The sequence below is a fragment of the Kitasatospora sp. NPDC096140 genome, from assembly GCF_040303045.1.
In the GTDB taxonomy this organism is placed as follows: Bacteria; Actinomycetota; Actinomycetes; order Streptomycetales; family Streptomycetaceae; genus Kitasatospora.
Genome location: NZ_JBEOUW010000034.1, coordinates 30,364 through 44,820, shown reverse-complemented (window position 1 = coordinate 44,820; position 14,457 = coordinate 30,364). Strand labels below are relative to the sequence as shown.

The window sequence follows — 14,457 nt, the reverse complement described above, 5'->3', positions numbered from 1 at the left end:
GGTTGTTCGTTACCCGCAGGTAATGACCCTCGGCGGCGACATTTGCCCGGAATGCGGATGGGTAAGAATCCGGTAACTCTTCCGGGGGACTCCCGACCGTGGACATCCCTACTGGCCGGTCAACTCCCGGTATTAACGGAATAGCGGTACGGTGTACGGCCCGTGGCCCTGTCAATCAGGCGGGACCACGGGCCGTACGTCCTGGGGGCGACAGCCCGCCCCCCGGGACGGAATTCACCAGGTCCGCCGACTCTGCGACGGGCCGAAACAGGCAGGGGGTTGGTCTTGCGTCAGATCCGGAGCGTGCAATTCGCGCGCGACCTGGCATTCCTGGGAGTTCCCTGTGAATTCCCGAAGAACGGGAACATGCGGAACATCGGCTCGCACTCCATCGTTGGTCTAGCGTGAGCACGACACAGCCCCTCGTTCTCGCGGCCGAACTGGCCGCCGCCTGGAGCGACATCCAGGCCTACCACCAGGACCTCCCCGACCTGGCCTCGCCCGAGGCCCTGATCGGCGAATCCTCCTCGGCCTGTGGCACGCGGCTCGGTTTCGAGCGGCTCCTCCACGAGGCTGCCCACGGTCTGGCCGCGGCCCGGGACATCCGGGACACCTCGCGGGCCGGCCGCTACCACAACCGGCGCTTCCTGATGCTCGCTTCCGAGCTGGGCCTGGCGCACCCGGTCGAGCCGCACGCGAGCAGCGGCTTCTCCCAGGTGACCATGCTCAAGGAGACCCAGGAGCGCTACGCCGGGACCATCGAGCGCCTGGACCGCGCCCTCGGCGCACACCAGGAAGCGGTGGCCGGCGACGGCTCGACGCGTGCCTTCCGCGGTCCTGCCGCCCGGCACGGCTCCTCCGGGGGCGGCGTCCGGGTCAAGGCGGTCTGCGGCTGCGGACGCAACGTCCGGGTCGTGCCGTCGGTGCTCGCGCAGGCGTCCATCGTCTGCGGCGCGTGCCAGCAGCCGTTCAAGATCGCGTAAGTGGTCGACGGCCCGGCGGGGCTGCTGTGCGGGCAGCGGTCCGGCCGGAGCGAGCGGTACGACGGGCGCGTGAGCGCGTACGCGCCGTGCGGCGGGACGGTCGCACGGCGGATCGGTACGACGGCAGGGCGGTGACCGGCGCTACGAGCGGATCGGCGGCCACGGGCGGAACAGCCGCCACGGGCGGCTCGACGGCCACGAGCGGGACAACAGCAGAGCAGTACGACGGTGACTTCGTGGGCTGGACCGGGAGCGGGGGCTCCCGGTCGAGCCCTGTTCCGTCTCCCGGCCCGTGTGCAGGCGGTTCGCGCCGGTATGGCAGAATGGACAGCTGAGTACTCGGCAGCCGAGCAGGACCCCTCTCTCCTACGGCTGGCGTGTCCCTTGAACGGTCCGCCCCGCAACCCCACGCGACGGCGCGCCCGCTCACCCACGTCAACACCAGGAGAATCCACTCCCGTGGCAGTCAAGATCAAGCTCAAGCGTCTCGGCAAGATTCGCTCCCCGCACTACCGCATCGTCGTCGCCGACGCCCGCACCAAGCGTGACGGCCGCGCGATCGAGGAGATCGGCATCTACCAGCCGACCTACAACCCCTCGAAGATCGAGGTCGACAGCGACCGCGCCCAGTACTGGCTGTCCGTCGGCGCCCAGCCGACCGAGCCGGTGCTCGCCATCCTGAAGCTGACCGGCGACTGGCAGAAGTTCAAGGGCCTGCCGGCTCCGGCCCCGCTGAAGGTCGCGGAGCCGAAGGTCGAGGACTTCTCGCACCTGTTCGCCAAGGCCGTCGCCGGCTTCGAGGACGCCACCACCGGCGTCGCCATCACCCCGAAGGCCAAGAAGTCGGACAAGGCCGAGGCTGAGGCCGACGCCGCCGCCGAGGCCTGATCGTGATCGAGGACGCCCTCGACCACCTGGTGAAGGGCATCGTCGAGCACCCCGACGAGGTGCAGGTGCGTTCGCGCAACCTGCGTCGGGGCAACACCATCGAGGTGCGAGTGCACCCCGATGACCTCGGCAAGGTGATCGGCCGGGGCGGCCGCACGGCACGCGCTCTGCGCACCGTGGTCGGCGCCCTCGGCGGTCGCAACGTCCGGGTCGACCTGGTCGACGTGGACAACATCCGCTGACGCAGCTGCTCGTTCAGCCGTCAGGGCTTGGGGCCGACCGGGACGCATGTCGTCCCGGTCGGCCTTTTCTCGTTTCCCGGCAGCGCCCCGCGGCGCCGCCCTCGCACCACCGCACCACCGCACCAGCCCATCGCACCATCGCACCAGCCCTGCGCACCGGCCCTTCGCATTGCGTCGGGCGTTCGTCTCGGCTCAGGAACTCCAGGAGAACGATCACCGTGCAGCTCGTCGTCGGCAAGATCGGCCGTGCCCACGGCATCAGGGGGGACGTCAGCGTCGAGGTCCGCACCGACGAGCCGGAGCTCCGGCTCGGCCCGGGCGCCGTCGTGCTCACCGACCCCGCGTCGGTCGGGCCGCTGACCGTCGAGTCCGGCCGGGTGCACAGCGGCCGGCTGCTGCTGCGCTTCGCCGGCGTCAAGGACCGCAACGCGGCCGAGGCGCTCCGGGGCACCCTGCTCATCTCCGAGGTCGACCCGGAGGAGCGTCCCGACGACCCGGAGGAGTACTACGACCACCAGCTGATCGGCCTGGACGTGGTGCTGCTCGACGGCACCCTCGTCGGTGAGCTGACCGAGGTCGTCCACCTCCCGTACCAGGACCTGCTCACGGTGAAGAAGGCCGACGGCACGGAGGTGCTGGTGCCCTTCGTCACCCAGATCGTGCCGACCATCGACCTGGAGAACCAGCGTGCGGTGATCACCCCGCCGGCCGGGCTGATCGACCCGGAGCAGGCCGACGTCGCCGGTACGTCCTCGGCGGAGCGCGCCGAGGATGCGGCCGAGGAGTCGGCTGAGGGCTCGACCGAGGGTGCGGCCGAGGGGCCGGAGGAGTCGCGGTGACCGTCGAGGAGAACGGTGCCGTGCAGGGCGACGCCGTGCCCGGCGGTGCTGCGCAGAGTGGTGCGGTGCAGGGTGGTGGCGTGCCTGGCGGTGGCGTGCAGGGTGGTGGCGTGCAGAGCGGGATGCGCATCGACGTCGTCACGATCTTCCCCGAGTACCTGGAGCCGCTGAACATCTCGCTGGTCGGCAAGGCCCGTGCGCGCGGCCAGCTGGACGTGCACGTCCACGACCTGCGCGAGTGGACCCACGACGTGCACCGCACGGTGGACGACAGCCCGTACGGCGGCGGGCCCGGCATGGTGATGAAGCCCGAGCCGTGGGGCGAGGCGCTGGACGCGGTGGTCGCCGGCGGGCCCGAGGGCGAACTGCCCACGCTGGTCGTCCCGACCCCGAGCGGGCGCCCGTTCACCCAGGAGCTCGCCCAGGAGCTGGCCGGCCGCCCCTGGCTGGCCTTCACCCCCGCCCGGTACGAGGGCATCGACCGCCGGGTGATCGAGGAAGCCGCCACCCGCATGCCGGTGGTCGAGGCCTCGATCGGCGACTACGTCCTGGCCGGCGGCGAGGTCGCCGTCCTGGTGATGGTCGAGGCGATCGCCCGGCTGCTGCCCGGGGTGCTCGGCAACGCCGAGTCCCACCGCGACGACTCCTTCGCGCCGGGTGCGATGGCGGACCTGCTGGAGGGCCCGGTCTACACCAAGCCCGCCGAGTGGCGCGGCCGGACCGTGCCGGACGTGCTGCTCAGCGGCAACCACGGCCGGATCGCCCGCTGGCGGCGCGAGCAGGCCTTCGCCCGCACCCTGGCGAACCGCCCCGACCTGGTCGAGCGCTGGCAGTACGGCGCCTTCGACAAGAAGGAGCGGGAGGCGCTCAGCATCCTCGGCCTGGCCTGGGACGAGCAGCTCGGCCGATTTCGGTCCGTGGCCGGTGGTGTGGAAGAATAGGCCGCTGCTGTCTGTCGTTGGTCCCCTCCCGTAGGGGGCACGTGGACCGGCGCCCCCGCCACGGGGGGATCGCCGTCAGCCGATGCGGCCCGCAGCAGACCCCATTGTGACGATTTTCCGTGGGCGGCCCGTGGCGCCTGCGATGGAGAGCAACATGAGCAACAAGCTCGCTGCTGTCGACGCGGCCTCGCTGCGTTCCGACATCCCGGCCTTCCGCGCCGGTGACACCCTGAAGGTTCACGTCCGGGTCATCGAGGGCAACCGCTCCCGTGTCCAGGTCTTCCAGGGCGTCGTCATCCGTCGCCACGGCGCCGGCGTCGGTGAGACCTTCACCGTCCGCAAGGTCAGCTTCAACGTCGGCGTGGAGCGCACCTTCCCGGTGCACACCCCGGTCGTCGAGAAGATCGAGGTCGTGACCCGCGGTGCGGTTCGCCGCGCCAAGCTGTACTACCTGCGTGACCTCCGCGGCAAGGCCGCGAAGATCAAGGAGAAGCGCGACCGCTGATCCACCGGCCCCCGGCCTCGCCGGGGGATCGGAGCGCTCTCGGGGGTCGAACGACCGCAAGGTAAGCTCACCCCCCGATGAGCACGCACGAACCACCCGCGGACCGCGACGGCAGTCCCGCACCCACCGGTGCGGACTCGCTGTCGCGGTCCGCGGTCGTTCCCGGCGGAGTTCCGGTGGGAGTTCCCTGCGGTACTCCGGGCGTCGTGGCCGATGACGCGGAGGCCGGTACGACTGCCGCCGCCCCCGCCGACACCGCCCGGGATGGCGCCGAGCAGGGGGGCGCCGGGGAGCCGGGCAAGGGCGCTGAGCCGGAGCACGCGGAGCGGGAGGACGGCGCGGAGCAGCAGGACGGCGCAGAGCGAGAGGACGGCGCCGAGCGAGAGGACGGCGCCGAGCAGGAGGAGGAGCCGGGCCATTCGCGTTCGCGTGACCTGCTGCTCTTGGCGGGGATCTGCCTGGCGTTCCTGCTCCTGGTGAACGCCTTCGTCGCGCGTCCGTTCGCGGTGCCCTCCGGGTCGATGGAGGACACCCTGCGCACCGGCGACCGGCTGATCGCCAACCAGCTCGCGTACGCCTTCGGAGGCCACCCCCGGCGGGGCGACGTCGTGGTCTTCGACGGGACGGGATCCTTCCGGCCGGAGTCCGCGAAGCCGCAGGGCTTCTGGGCCGACGCGCGGTCGGTCGCGCTGGACCTCGGCCTGGCCCCGGCCGGGGACACCATCTACGTCAAGCGCGTGATCGGCGTCGGCGGTGACCGGGTGACCAGTACCGGGCCGGGCGCGCCGATCACCGTCAACGGAGTGCCGGTGGACGAGACCTCCTACCTGTCCCCGGGGGACGACCCGTCGAGCGTGGCCTTCGACGTGGTGGTGCCGGCCGGCGAGCTGTGGGTGATGGGCGACCACCGCAGTGCCTCCCGTGACTCCCGCGACCACCTGGGCGAGCCCGGGGGCGGTTTCGTGCCCGAGAAGAAGGTGATCGGCCGGGCGGACTGGGTGGTCTACCCGTTCTCGCGCTGGACCGGTCTGGACCGGCCCGCGGCCTTCGCCGCGACTGCGGGGACGGGTGGTCATGGGGACCAGAGGTAGGGGTCGGCTCGCCGATCGACCGGCCCGCGAGCCGGACGGCGGAGGTCCGGAGGGCGCCCGCCCGACCGGGACCCCGCCGGTGCGCGGCCGGGCCGACCGCCGCCGCAGTGCCCGCCGGGCGGCGAGCCGGCGCAAGCGGTCGCTGGTGCGCGAGATCCCGATGATCATCCTGGTGGCCCTGCTGGTGGCACTGGTGATGAAGACCTTCCTGGTCCAGGTGTTCGTGATCCCCTCGGGTTCGATGGAGCAGACCATCCTGGTCGGCGACCGGGTGCTGGTGGACAAGCTGACCCCCTGGTTCGGCAGTGAGCCGCAGCGCGGCGACGTGGTGGTGTTCAAGGACCCGGGCGGCTGGTTGGAGAGCGACCGCAAGCCCTCCGACGACGGCCCGGTGCTGGGTGCGGCCAAGCAGGTGCTGACCTTCGTCGGGCTGCTGCCGTCCGACAACGAGCAGGACCTGATCAAGCGGGTGATCGGTGTAGGAGGGGACACCGTCGAGTGCTGCGACGCGCAGGGGCGGCTCAGCGTCAACGGGCACCCGGTGGACGAGACGTACCTCGCACCCGGCAACCCGCCGTCCCGACAGCCCTTCAAGGTGAAGGTGCCGCAGGGCCGACTGTGGGTCATGGGCGACCACCGGGACGTCTCCGCCGACTCCCGGTTCCACATGGGCAACCCGGGCCAGGGCACGATCCCGCTGAGCGGCGTGGTGGGTCGCGCGTTCGTGATCGCCTGGCCGCTGGACCGCTTCCATCAACTCGACGTGCCGAGTTCACTCTCCTCTCTCGACCGGGCTCCGCAGGCCGGTGGAACTGCCGGGGAATCCGTGGGCGTTGGGCCGGTTCCTGTGGAACCCCCGCTCGTTATGGGTGTGTTGGGCATCCTTCCGCTCGTCGTTCGTCGGCGGGGGCGGCCTCCGGAGTGAGCCGCGCCGGCCGCCGACCGGCCGGGCCTCGCGTGTGGGACCGCGAGCCGGATGCCTTGGAGTGATAGAGAAGTGCAGGTGCGGCCGGGAGCGGTCCCGGTCGTGCGTCAGGCTGTGCTGGTGTCAGGGGAGCCCGTAGTGGGCAGTCCTGGGGCGGTCATGGTCGTGGCGAGCGTGGTGCCCGCTGTGCGGCACTCTGAGCGCGGGCGCGCGGGCGTCCGCACAGCAGGGAGGAGACGTTGTGGGGGATTTGGTGATCGGTGCCCGTTCGGGCGCCGGAGAGCCCGAGGGCCCAGGCCGTCGGGCGGCCCGGTCCGCCGAGCCCTCGGCACCCTCGGCCGCGGTCGATGACGCGGCGGCCCAGACCGCCGACGAGCAGGGCGCGGGGTCCGAGGAGTCGCCGGAACCCTCGCGCTCGGAGAGCGGATCGGCGGACGGGTCGGAGTCGGAGTCTCCGGCCACGCCGCGCAAGCCGCGCTCCTTCTGGAAGGAACTGCCGATCCTGATCGGCATCGCGCTGATCCTCGCGCTGGTGATCAAGACCTTCTTCGTCCAGGCGTTCTCCATTCCGTCGGAGTCGATGCAGAACACGCTCCAGGTCGGTGACCGCGTCCTGGTGGACAAGCTGACCCCCTGGTTCGGGGCCGAGCCCGAGCGCGGCGAGGTCGTGGTCTTCCACGACCCGGGCGGCTGGCTGAACGACGAGCCGTCCCAGCAGAGCAGCAACTCCTTCGTCCGCGGTGTGCAGGACGTGCTCAGTTTTGTCGGCCTGATGCCCTCCGCCAACGAGAAGGACCTGATCAAGCGGGTCATCGCGGTCGGTGGCGACACCGTCGAGTGCGAGGGCGAAGGACCGGTCAAGGTCAACGGGGTCGCGCTCAACGAGCCGTACATCTACCCGGGCAACACCCCCTGCGGTGACCACCCCTTCGGGCCGGTCAAGGTGCCGAAGGGACGGATCTGGGTGATGGGCGACCACCGCGCCAACTCGCTGGACTCCCGCTTCCACATGGACCAGCCCGGTGGTGGCACCGTCCCGGTGGACAACGTGATCGGGCGCGCCTTCGTGGTGGCCTGGCCGATCCCCCACTGGTCGACGCTTCCGGTGCCTGCCACCTTCGACCAGAAGGGCCTGGCGGCGGCCGCGCCGATGGCACCCCCCGCGGCCGGTGCGGTGGGGGCCGTCGCCCTGCTGCCGCTGGTGCGTCGGGTGCGGGGCCGGGCGGAGGACCGGAAGGGGTCCTGAGCTCCACTGGGTTGACCCCGACTCTTGCGCGGGCCGTGGTACCGACGAGTAATCTGCTCGGACGTGCCACGGCCCGTCGGCGTTCCCGCCGGTGCCTCCGGCGTGCCAGTGTTCTCCGGTCGGCCAGAGGTGGACGGTGTCGATGAGCAGTGTCGTGGAGCAGACGGCCGACCGCCCGGCCGCGCCCGTCCGCGAGCGCCCGCGGCTCGCCGCGGTGCTGCAGGGCGTCGCGCTGGCGCTCGGGCTGGTGCTGATGATCGGCGGCTTCGCCCTCATCGCGGTCGACTACCGGCCGTACAACATCCCCACCGCGTCGATGCACCCGACGCTGCAGGTCGGGGACACCGTGCTCGCCCGCAAGGCCGGGGGCGCGGCTGTCGGGCGGGGCGACGTGGTGGTCTTCCGGGACGAGGCCTGGGGCGGCGAGCTCATGGTCAAGCGCGTGGTCGCGGTCGGCGGGGACACCGTCGCCACCAGCGGGGACGACCGACGGCTGACGGTCAACGGACAGCCGGTGGACGAGCCCTACCTCGCGACGCAGGGCCGGCAGGGCGAGTCGTTCAGCGTGACGGTGCCGCAGGGCCGGCTGTTCATGCTCGGCGACAACCGCGTCGGCTCGCTCGACTCCCGCACCCACCTGGAGGTCGACGGCGGCACCGTCCCGGCCACCGCCGTCGAAGCCAGGGTCGAGGCCACACTGAAGCCCTTCGGACGGGCCGGCCTGCTCGACCGCACCCCGGCCTTCGACGGTTTCGCGGGGCCGAGGGCGTCGCAGCCCGGCCCGCTGGAGCCCGCCGCCTACGCCACCGTCGCCGGTGCTGCACTGATCCTGGTGACCTCGGCGGTGGGTGGGGTGGCCGGCCTGGCTCGTCGGCTCCGCCGGGGGCGCAGCTCCTGAGCGGGGCCGTCGCGGCGCTGGCCGCTCTGCCGAACATCGCCCCGGACGGACGCGCCGGGTGGCAGGATCGGTAGCGCCACCGATGCGAACGGAAGGAGCGTGAAGAGCTGCCATGACGGCACAGCGTCGCAAGGCGGCGCGGATCCTGCTGCTGGACGGGCTGGACCGCATCCTCCTCTTCCTGGGCGCCGATCCGGCCGTTCCCGGGGAGACGTGGTGGTTCACGCCCGGGGGCGGCTTGGAAGCAGGGGAGGACGTGCGCGAGGCCGCCGAGCGGGAGCTCGCGGAGGAGACCGGCTTGCGGGGTGTGGACCTCGGGCCCTTGGTGGCGTACGGCACGGTGTCGTTCTCCTTTCGGGGACAGCGCTACGAACAGGAGCAGTGGTTCCACCTGGCCCGGACCACGGAGACGGGCCTTGACCGGTTCGGCACGGGCGCCGACGAGCACGCCCAACTGCTCGCGGCGCGCTGGTGGACGGTCGAGGAACTGAGGGGGACCGGCGAGACGGTCTATCCGGCCGGCCTGGCGGACTTCCTGGAACGGCTGCTGGTCGAGGGCCCGCCGGTGGACCCGGTACGGCTCTGACCGTGGGTGCGGTGGTCCACAATGGGTGGACGTGACAAATGAGGGGACGCCTGGATGAGTGCCGAAGATCTCGAAAAGTACGAGACCGAGATGGAGCTCAAGCTCTACCGGGAGTACCGGGACGTCGTCGGCCTGTTCAAGTACGTGATCGAGACCGAGCGACGGTTCTACCTCACCAACGACTACGAGCTGCAGGTGCACTCGGTCCAGGGCGAGGTGTTCTTCGAGGTGTCGATGGCGGATGCGTGGGTCTGGGACATGTACCGGCCGGCCCGGTTCGTCCGCAAGGTCCGGGTGCTGACCTTCAAGGACGTGAACATCGAGGAACTCGCGAAGAGCGATCTGGAGCTGCCCTCGGACGAGTCCGGCTTCGGGAACTGACGTTGAACGACTCCGCCCCGCGTTGTCCAGCCGAATTTCGCGGGGACGGGGCTTCTCACCCCTGCGGGTGACAGAAGTTGTCCACAGGCCCGAGTTATCCACAGGGAAACGTGATTTCCGGGCCTCGTGGTGCGCGGTGGTGCAGCCTCCTCGGCGGAGGTGGTCACCATGCAGCACACCGTCACTCAGGACCAGGCCGTACCGGACGCGGCCGCGCTGGAGACGGCCGTACCGGACACGGCTGTTCCGGGGCCGGCCGTACCGGACACCGCCGCACCGGCCCCGGCCGGAGCCGGGAAGAAGCCGCGGGGAGCGTCGGACCGCAGCACCCGGACCGGGCTCGGCCGCTACGGGGAGCGGGTCGCCGCCCGCCGCCTGGCGGAGGCCGGGCTCCGCATCCTCGACCGCAACTGGCGCTGCGTCGAGGGCGAGCTGGACATCGTCGCCCTCGACGGCGACACCGTGGCGGTCTGCGAGGTGAAGACCCGCTCCGAGCGGGGGTTCCAGCAGCCCACCGAGGCCATCGACCGGGCCAAGGCCGCACGGCTGCAGCGCCTGGCCGAGCGCTGGATGGCCGAGCGCTGGCCCGGCCACTTCGCCCGGCTGGCCGGGGCCGACGACGACGTGGCGCCGACGGATCCGCACTGGCCGCCCGCCCCGCCGGGCGGGGTGCGGATCGACCTGGTCGCCGTGGTCAACCGGGCGCGGGGTGCGGCCCTGGTCGACCACCTGCGGGGGGTGGTCTGAGATGGCCTTCGCCCGTACCTGCTCCGTCGCGCTGGTCGGCGTCGACGGGGTGATCGTCGAGGTCCAGGCCGATCTGGAGCCCGGGGTGGCCGCGTTCACCCTGGTCGGCCTGCCCGACAAGGCGCTCACCGAGGCCCGTGACCGGGTCCGCGCCGCCGTGGTGAACAGCGGCGAGGCCTGGCCGCAGCGCAAGCTGACGGTCGGCCTCAGCCCCGCCTCGGTGCCCAAGAGCGGCAGCGGCTTCGACCTCGCGGTGGCCTGTGCCGTGCTGGCCGCCGCCGAGCGGCTCGACCCGTCGTCCATCGCCGAACTGCTGGTCATCGGCGAACTGGGGCTGGACGGCCGGGTGCGGCCGGTCCGCGGGGTGCTGCCCTCGGTGCTGGCCGCGGCCGACGCCGGATACGAACGGGTCGTGGTCGCCGAGCAGACCGCGCCCGAGGCCTCGCTCGTCCCCGGCGTGACGGTGATCGGTGTCCGCAGCCTGCGCCAGCTGGTCGCGATCCTCACCGGGGCGACGGCACCGGAGGAGCCGCCCGATCCGATCAGCGGCCGACCGGATCCGTTGATGGCCGGGCTGATGCTGCCCAGCGCCGGCGTGCGGGGCCTGCCCGACGACAGGGCGGCCCGCCTCGACATGGCCGACGTGGCCGGTCAGTACGAGGCACGGCGAGCCCTGGAGATCGCCGCCGCCGGAGGACACCACCTCTACCTGAAGGGGCCGCCGGGCGCGGGCAAGACCATGCTGGCGGAGCGGCTGCCCGCGCTGCTCCCGCCGCTGACCCAGAAGGAGGCCCTGGAGGTCACCGCCGTGCACTCGGTGGCGGGCCTGCTCCCGGTCGGGCGCCCGCTGATCGACACCGCGCCCTACTGCGCCCCGCACCACTCCACCACGATGCCCGCGATCGTCGGCGGCGGCAGCGGGCTGCCGAGGCCGGGAGCCGTCTCACTGGCCCACCGGGGCGTGCTGTTCCTGGACGAGGCGCCGGAGTTCCCGGTCCGGGTGCTCGACGCGCTGCGGCAGCCGCTGGAGTCGGGGCAGGTGGTGATCGCCCGATCGGCCGGGTCGCTCCGGCTCCCGGCCCGCTTCCTCCTCTGCCTGGCCGCCAATCCCTGCCCGTGCGGCCGGCACTCACGGCGGGGCGAGGGCTGCGAGTGCACCCCCACGATGGTCAGCCGCTACCAGGGGCGGCTCTCCGGGCCGTTGCTGGACCGGGTCGACCTCCAGGTCCAGGTCGCTCCGGTGACGAGGGCCGAACTCATGGAGCGGGACGCCTCGGCGGAGAACACCGAGACCGTCGCCGCCCGGGTGCTGGCCGCCCGGGAGCGTGCGGCGGCCCGGCTGGCGGAGACGCCGTGGCGGACGAACGCGGAGGTGCCGGGCCACGAGCTGCGCACGCGCTGGCAGCTCGCGCCCGGCGCGCTCAACGACGTCGCGCGCCAGCTGGAGCGGGGCATGCTGACGGCCCGGGGTCTGGACCGGGTGCTCCGGGTCGCCTGGACGGTCGCCGACCTCGCCGGCCGCGACCGGCCGGACCAGCGGGACGTGCGCACCGCCCTGGTCCTGCGCACGGGGGTGGAGCACGGGCTGCCACTGACCGAACGGATCTTCGGCCGCCTCGGGGGCATCCCGGCCCAGCGCGGCGGTCCGCCGGAGGACGGACCGCCGGGGCGGGGCAGCGAGCGGACCGGGAACGCGGAGGACGAGGCATGAACCAGCCGGTGCAGCACCCCCACGGCACGACCGGGGTCGAGGCCGACCCGGCCGTCGCCGCGACGGCGTCCGAACCCGAGCGCCTCGCCCGCGTCGTGCTCAGCCGGCTCAGCGAACCGGGCGACGCGGTGATCGGCCGCTGGCTCGGACAGCTCCCCGCCGTCGAGGTGGTCCGGGCGATCCGGGACGGTACGGTGCCCGACCACCCCGGGCTCGACTCCACCCGGCTGACCGGGTACCAGGCGAGGCTCCCGGGGCCGGACCCGGAGACGGACCTGAAACGGGTACGGCGCGTCGGTGGACGGTTCATCATTCCGGGGGACACGGAATGGCCCAGTCAACTCGACGACCTCGGGGACGGACGTCCCATCGGCCTCTGGACGACCGGCACCGGCTCGCTGCGGCTGCTCGCGCTCCGCTCGGTCGCGATGGTGGGCTCCCGCGCCTGCACGGCCTACGGCGCTCATGTCGCCGGAGAGCTGTCGGCCCAACTCGCCGAGCGCGGTTGGGTGGTGGTGTCCGGCGCCGCCTACGGGATCGACGCGGCCGCGCACCGCGGCGCACTCGCCGTCGGCGGGATGACCGTCGCGGTGCTCGCCTGCGGAGTCGACGTGGCCTATCCCAAGGGGAACGCCGAACTGATCCGACGGATCGGTGTCCAGGGCCTGCTGGTCAGTGAACTCCCGCCGGGGGAGCACCCGACGCGCTTCCGCTTCGTCCTCCGCAACCGGGTCATCGCGGCACTCACCCGGGGCACCGTGGTGGTGGAGGCGGCGGTCCGCAGCGGAGCCCTGAGCACGGCGAGACGCGCGCGCGACCTCAACCGCCACACCATGGGCGTCGCCGGCCCGGTGACCTCGGAGCTCTCGGCTGGTGTGCACGCCCTGATCCGCAGCGGCGGCGCCACCCTGGTCACCGACGCGGCCGAGATCACCGAGCTGATCGGGGCGATCGGGGACGACCTGGCCCCGCAGCGCAGCGGACCGGTGCTGCCGCGCGACCTGCTGGAGCCCGCGGTGGCCAGGGTCCTGGAGGCCGTGCCGGCGACGGCGGAGGGCGCGCCGGTGGAGCGGCTGGCCCGTCAGTCCGGGCTCCCGCCGGACGAAGTGCTCCAGCGGCTCTACGAGTTGGGCTCGCTCGGCTACGTCGAGCGACACGGCGCGCACTGGCGCATGGTGCGGAGGAGGTGACCGCCGGAGCGGAGAACACCCGTGCGCCGGGGGAGGGCGTGTCCGAACCGCCCGGCTGACCTGCTGATCCGGTTCTTCCGCTCGTGTGCCCGGATCCGGTGAGTGAACGCCACCGGATCGGGGGACGACCGAGTGGCGGTAGCGCTTTGCAGTGAGTCGGTCACGCTACGCTCCACATGCCTTCCCTATCAGCACATGACTCGGCAGAACGGCGCAGACCAACGCATGCCCACACACATTCCCGGACACAGAGTGACCGGTGGCGCTCGGTCCTCGGGAGGGCCGAGGACCGAGCGGCGCCCCTCGACCGAGTTCCCGTCCAAGTCGGCGGGGACGATGGGAGGCCTGTCGCGGCAGGGCGGCCGGCCGACGGTGGTGCCAGGCCAGCCCGCGGAGGCGACCCAGGGGGCCGAGGCGGTCCGTGCCGCCGACGTGCCGGTGGGCACTCCCGCCGACCCGCCCGGAGACACCGGGCAGGCCGGGCAGGCCGGCAGGGACGTCGCGGTCCGGGGCCGCAGCGCACTCGAAGAACTCTGGCGCTCCTACAAGGAGACCGGCGACCAGCGGCTGCGTGAGCAGCTGATCCTGCACTACTCACCGCTCGTCAAGTACGTGGCGGGGCGGGTCGGGGTCGGTCTGCCCTCCAACGTCGAGCAGGCGGACTTCGTCTCCTCCGGGGTCTTCGGGCTGATCGACGCGATCGAGAAGTTCGACATCGACCGCGCCATCAAGTTCGAGACCTACGCGATCAGCCGGATCCGCGGCGCGATCATCGACGAGCTGCGCGCCCTGGACTGGATCCCGCGCTCGGTGCGGCAGAAGGCGAAGGCGGTCGAGCGGACGTACGCGACGCTGGAGGCCCGGCTGCGCCGGACGCCGCACGACCCGGAGGTCGCGGCCGAGATGGGCATCGCGATCGAGGACCTGCACGCCATCTTCAGCCAGCTGTCGCTCGCCAACGTGGTGGCGCTGGACGAGCTGCTCCACCCGGTGGGGGAGGGCGGCGACCGGCTGAGCCTGGTGGACACCCTGGAGGACCACGGCGCGGACAACCCGGTCGAGGTGGCCGAGGACCGCGAGCTGCGCAGGTTGCTGGCCCAGGCCGTCAACACCCTGCCCGAGCGGGAGAAGACCGTGGTGACGCTCTACTACTACGAAGGTCTCACCCTCGCCGAGATCGGGCAGGTGCTGGGGGTGACGGAGAGTCGGGTGAGCCAGATCCACACCAAGTCCGTCCTCCAGCTGCGCGCAAAGCTCTCGGACGTCCGCTAGCGCGCGGATCCG

General features: G+C 72.3%; 16 protein-coding genes. All 16 read left to right on the top strand.

Annotated elements, in window-relative coordinates; all coding sequences use genetic code 11:
- Positions 1-404 precede the first annotated feature (404 nt).
- The 16 genes from ABT048_RS29520 to whiG all read left to right on the top strand — a co-directional run bounded on the left by ABT048_RS29520 (position 405) and on the right by whiG (position 14,445).
- The gene (locus ABT048_RS29520) at positions 405-983 is read left to right on the top strand and encodes a hypothetical protein (protein ID WP_350524588.1); all 579 of its coding nucleotides are present in this window, start codon (positions 405-407) and stop codon (positions 981-983) included.
- 459 nt (positions 984-1,442) lie between these two features.
- Positions 1,443-1,871 (top strand): 30S ribosomal protein S16, encoded by a 429-nt coding sequence (gene rpsP, locus ABT048_RS29515; RefSeq protein ID WP_045700219.1) that lies wholly within the window; start codon positions 1,443-1,445, stop codon positions 1,869-1,871.
- A 2-nt stretch (positions 1,872-1,873) separates the two neighbouring features.
- The gene (locus ABT048_RS29510; protein WP_030056773.1) at positions 1,874-2,113 is read left to right on the top strand and encodes an RNA-binding protein; all 240 of its coding nucleotides are present in this window, start codon (positions 1,874-1,876) and stop codon (positions 2,111-2,113) included.
- 218 nt (positions 2,114-2,331) lie between these two features.
- Entirely contained in the window at positions 2,332-2,952 is a 621-nt protein-coding gene (gene rimM / locus ABT048_RS29505) for a ribosome maturation factor RimM (RefSeq protein ID WP_350524587.1), read from the top strand.
- A 122-nt stretch (positions 2,953-3,074) separates the two neighbouring features.
- On the top strand, positions 3,075-3,893 hold the full coding sequence (gene trmD, locus ABT048_RS29500; protein WP_350524630.1) for a tRNA (guanosine(37)-N1)-methyltransferase TrmD: 819 nt from the start codon (positions 3,075-3,077) through the stop codon (positions 3,891-3,893).
- 154 nt (positions 3,894-4,047) lie between these two features.
- Positions 4,048-4,398: a 50S ribosomal protein L19 gene (rplS, locus tag ABT048_RS29495; RefSeq protein ID WP_063347674.1), complete on the top strand. Its 351-nt coding sequence runs from the start codon at positions 4,048-4,050 to the stop codon at positions 4,396-4,398.
- Between the two features lie 206 nt (positions 4,399-4,604).
- Complete coding sequence (gene lepB / locus ABT048_RS29490) at positions 4,605-5,489, top strand: signal peptidase I (protein ID WP_350524586.1); 885 nt, start codon at positions 4,605-4,607, stop codon at positions 5,487-5,489.
- The gene (lepB, locus tag ABT048_RS29485; protein ID WP_350524585.1) at positions 5,473-6,414 is read left to right on the top strand and encodes a signal peptidase I; all 942 of its coding nucleotides are present in this window, start codon (positions 5,473-5,475) and stop codon (positions 6,412-6,414) included. Before lepB (ABT048_RS29490) ends, lepB (ABT048_RS29485) begins: the two co-directional genes overlap by 17 nt.
- 241 nt (positions 6,415-6,655) lie before the next feature.
- Complete coding sequence (gene lepB, locus ABT048_RS29480; protein ID WP_350524584.1) at positions 6,656-7,660, top strand: signal peptidase I; 1,005 nt, start codon at positions 6,656-6,658, stop codon at positions 7,658-7,660.
- Positions 7,661-7,802: 142 nt separating this feature from the next.
- A complete protein-coding gene (gene lepB / locus ABT048_RS29475) occupies positions 7,803-8,558 on the top strand; it encodes a signal peptidase I (protein ID WP_350524583.1) in 756 nt (251 codons plus the stop codon).
- 112 nt (positions 8,559-8,670) lie between these two features.
- Positions 8,671-9,144 (top strand): NUDIX hydrolase, encoded by a 474-nt coding sequence (locus ABT048_RS29470; protein WP_350524582.1) that lies wholly within the window; start codon positions 8,671-8,673, stop codon positions 9,142-9,144.
- Between the two features lie 54 nt (positions 9,145-9,198).
- Entirely contained in the window at positions 9,199-9,525 is a 327-nt protein-coding gene (locus ABT048_RS29465; protein WP_030056781.1) for a DUF2469 domain-containing protein, read from the top strand.
- A gap of 375 nt (positions 9,526-9,900) precedes the next feature.
- A complete protein-coding gene (locus ABT048_RS41730) occupies positions 9,901-10,272 on the top strand; it encodes a YraN family protein (protein ID WP_402807695.1) in 372 nt (123 codons plus the stop codon).
- Position 10,273: 1 nt separating this feature from the next.
- On the top strand, positions 10,274-11,983 hold the full coding sequence (locus ABT048_RS29455) for a YifB family Mg chelatase-like AAA ATPase (RefSeq protein WP_350524580.1): 1,710 nt from the start codon (positions 10,274-10,276) through the stop codon (positions 11,981-11,983).
- A complete protein-coding gene (dprA, locus tag ABT048_RS29450; RefSeq protein ID WP_350524579.1) occupies positions 11,980-13,173 on the top strand; it encodes a DNA-processing protein DprA in 1,194 nt (397 codons plus the stop codon). The genes ABT048_RS29455 and dprA overlap by 4 nt, the downstream gene beginning before the upstream one ends.
- A 438-nt stretch (positions 13,174-13,611) precedes the next feature.
- Positions 13,612-14,445, top strand: a complete 834-nt coding sequence (gene whiG, locus ABT048_RS29445; protein WP_396551928.1) for an RNA polymerase sigma factor WhiG — start codon at positions 13,612-13,614, stop codon at positions 14,443-14,445.
- Positions 14,446-14,457 lie beyond the last annotated feature (12 nt).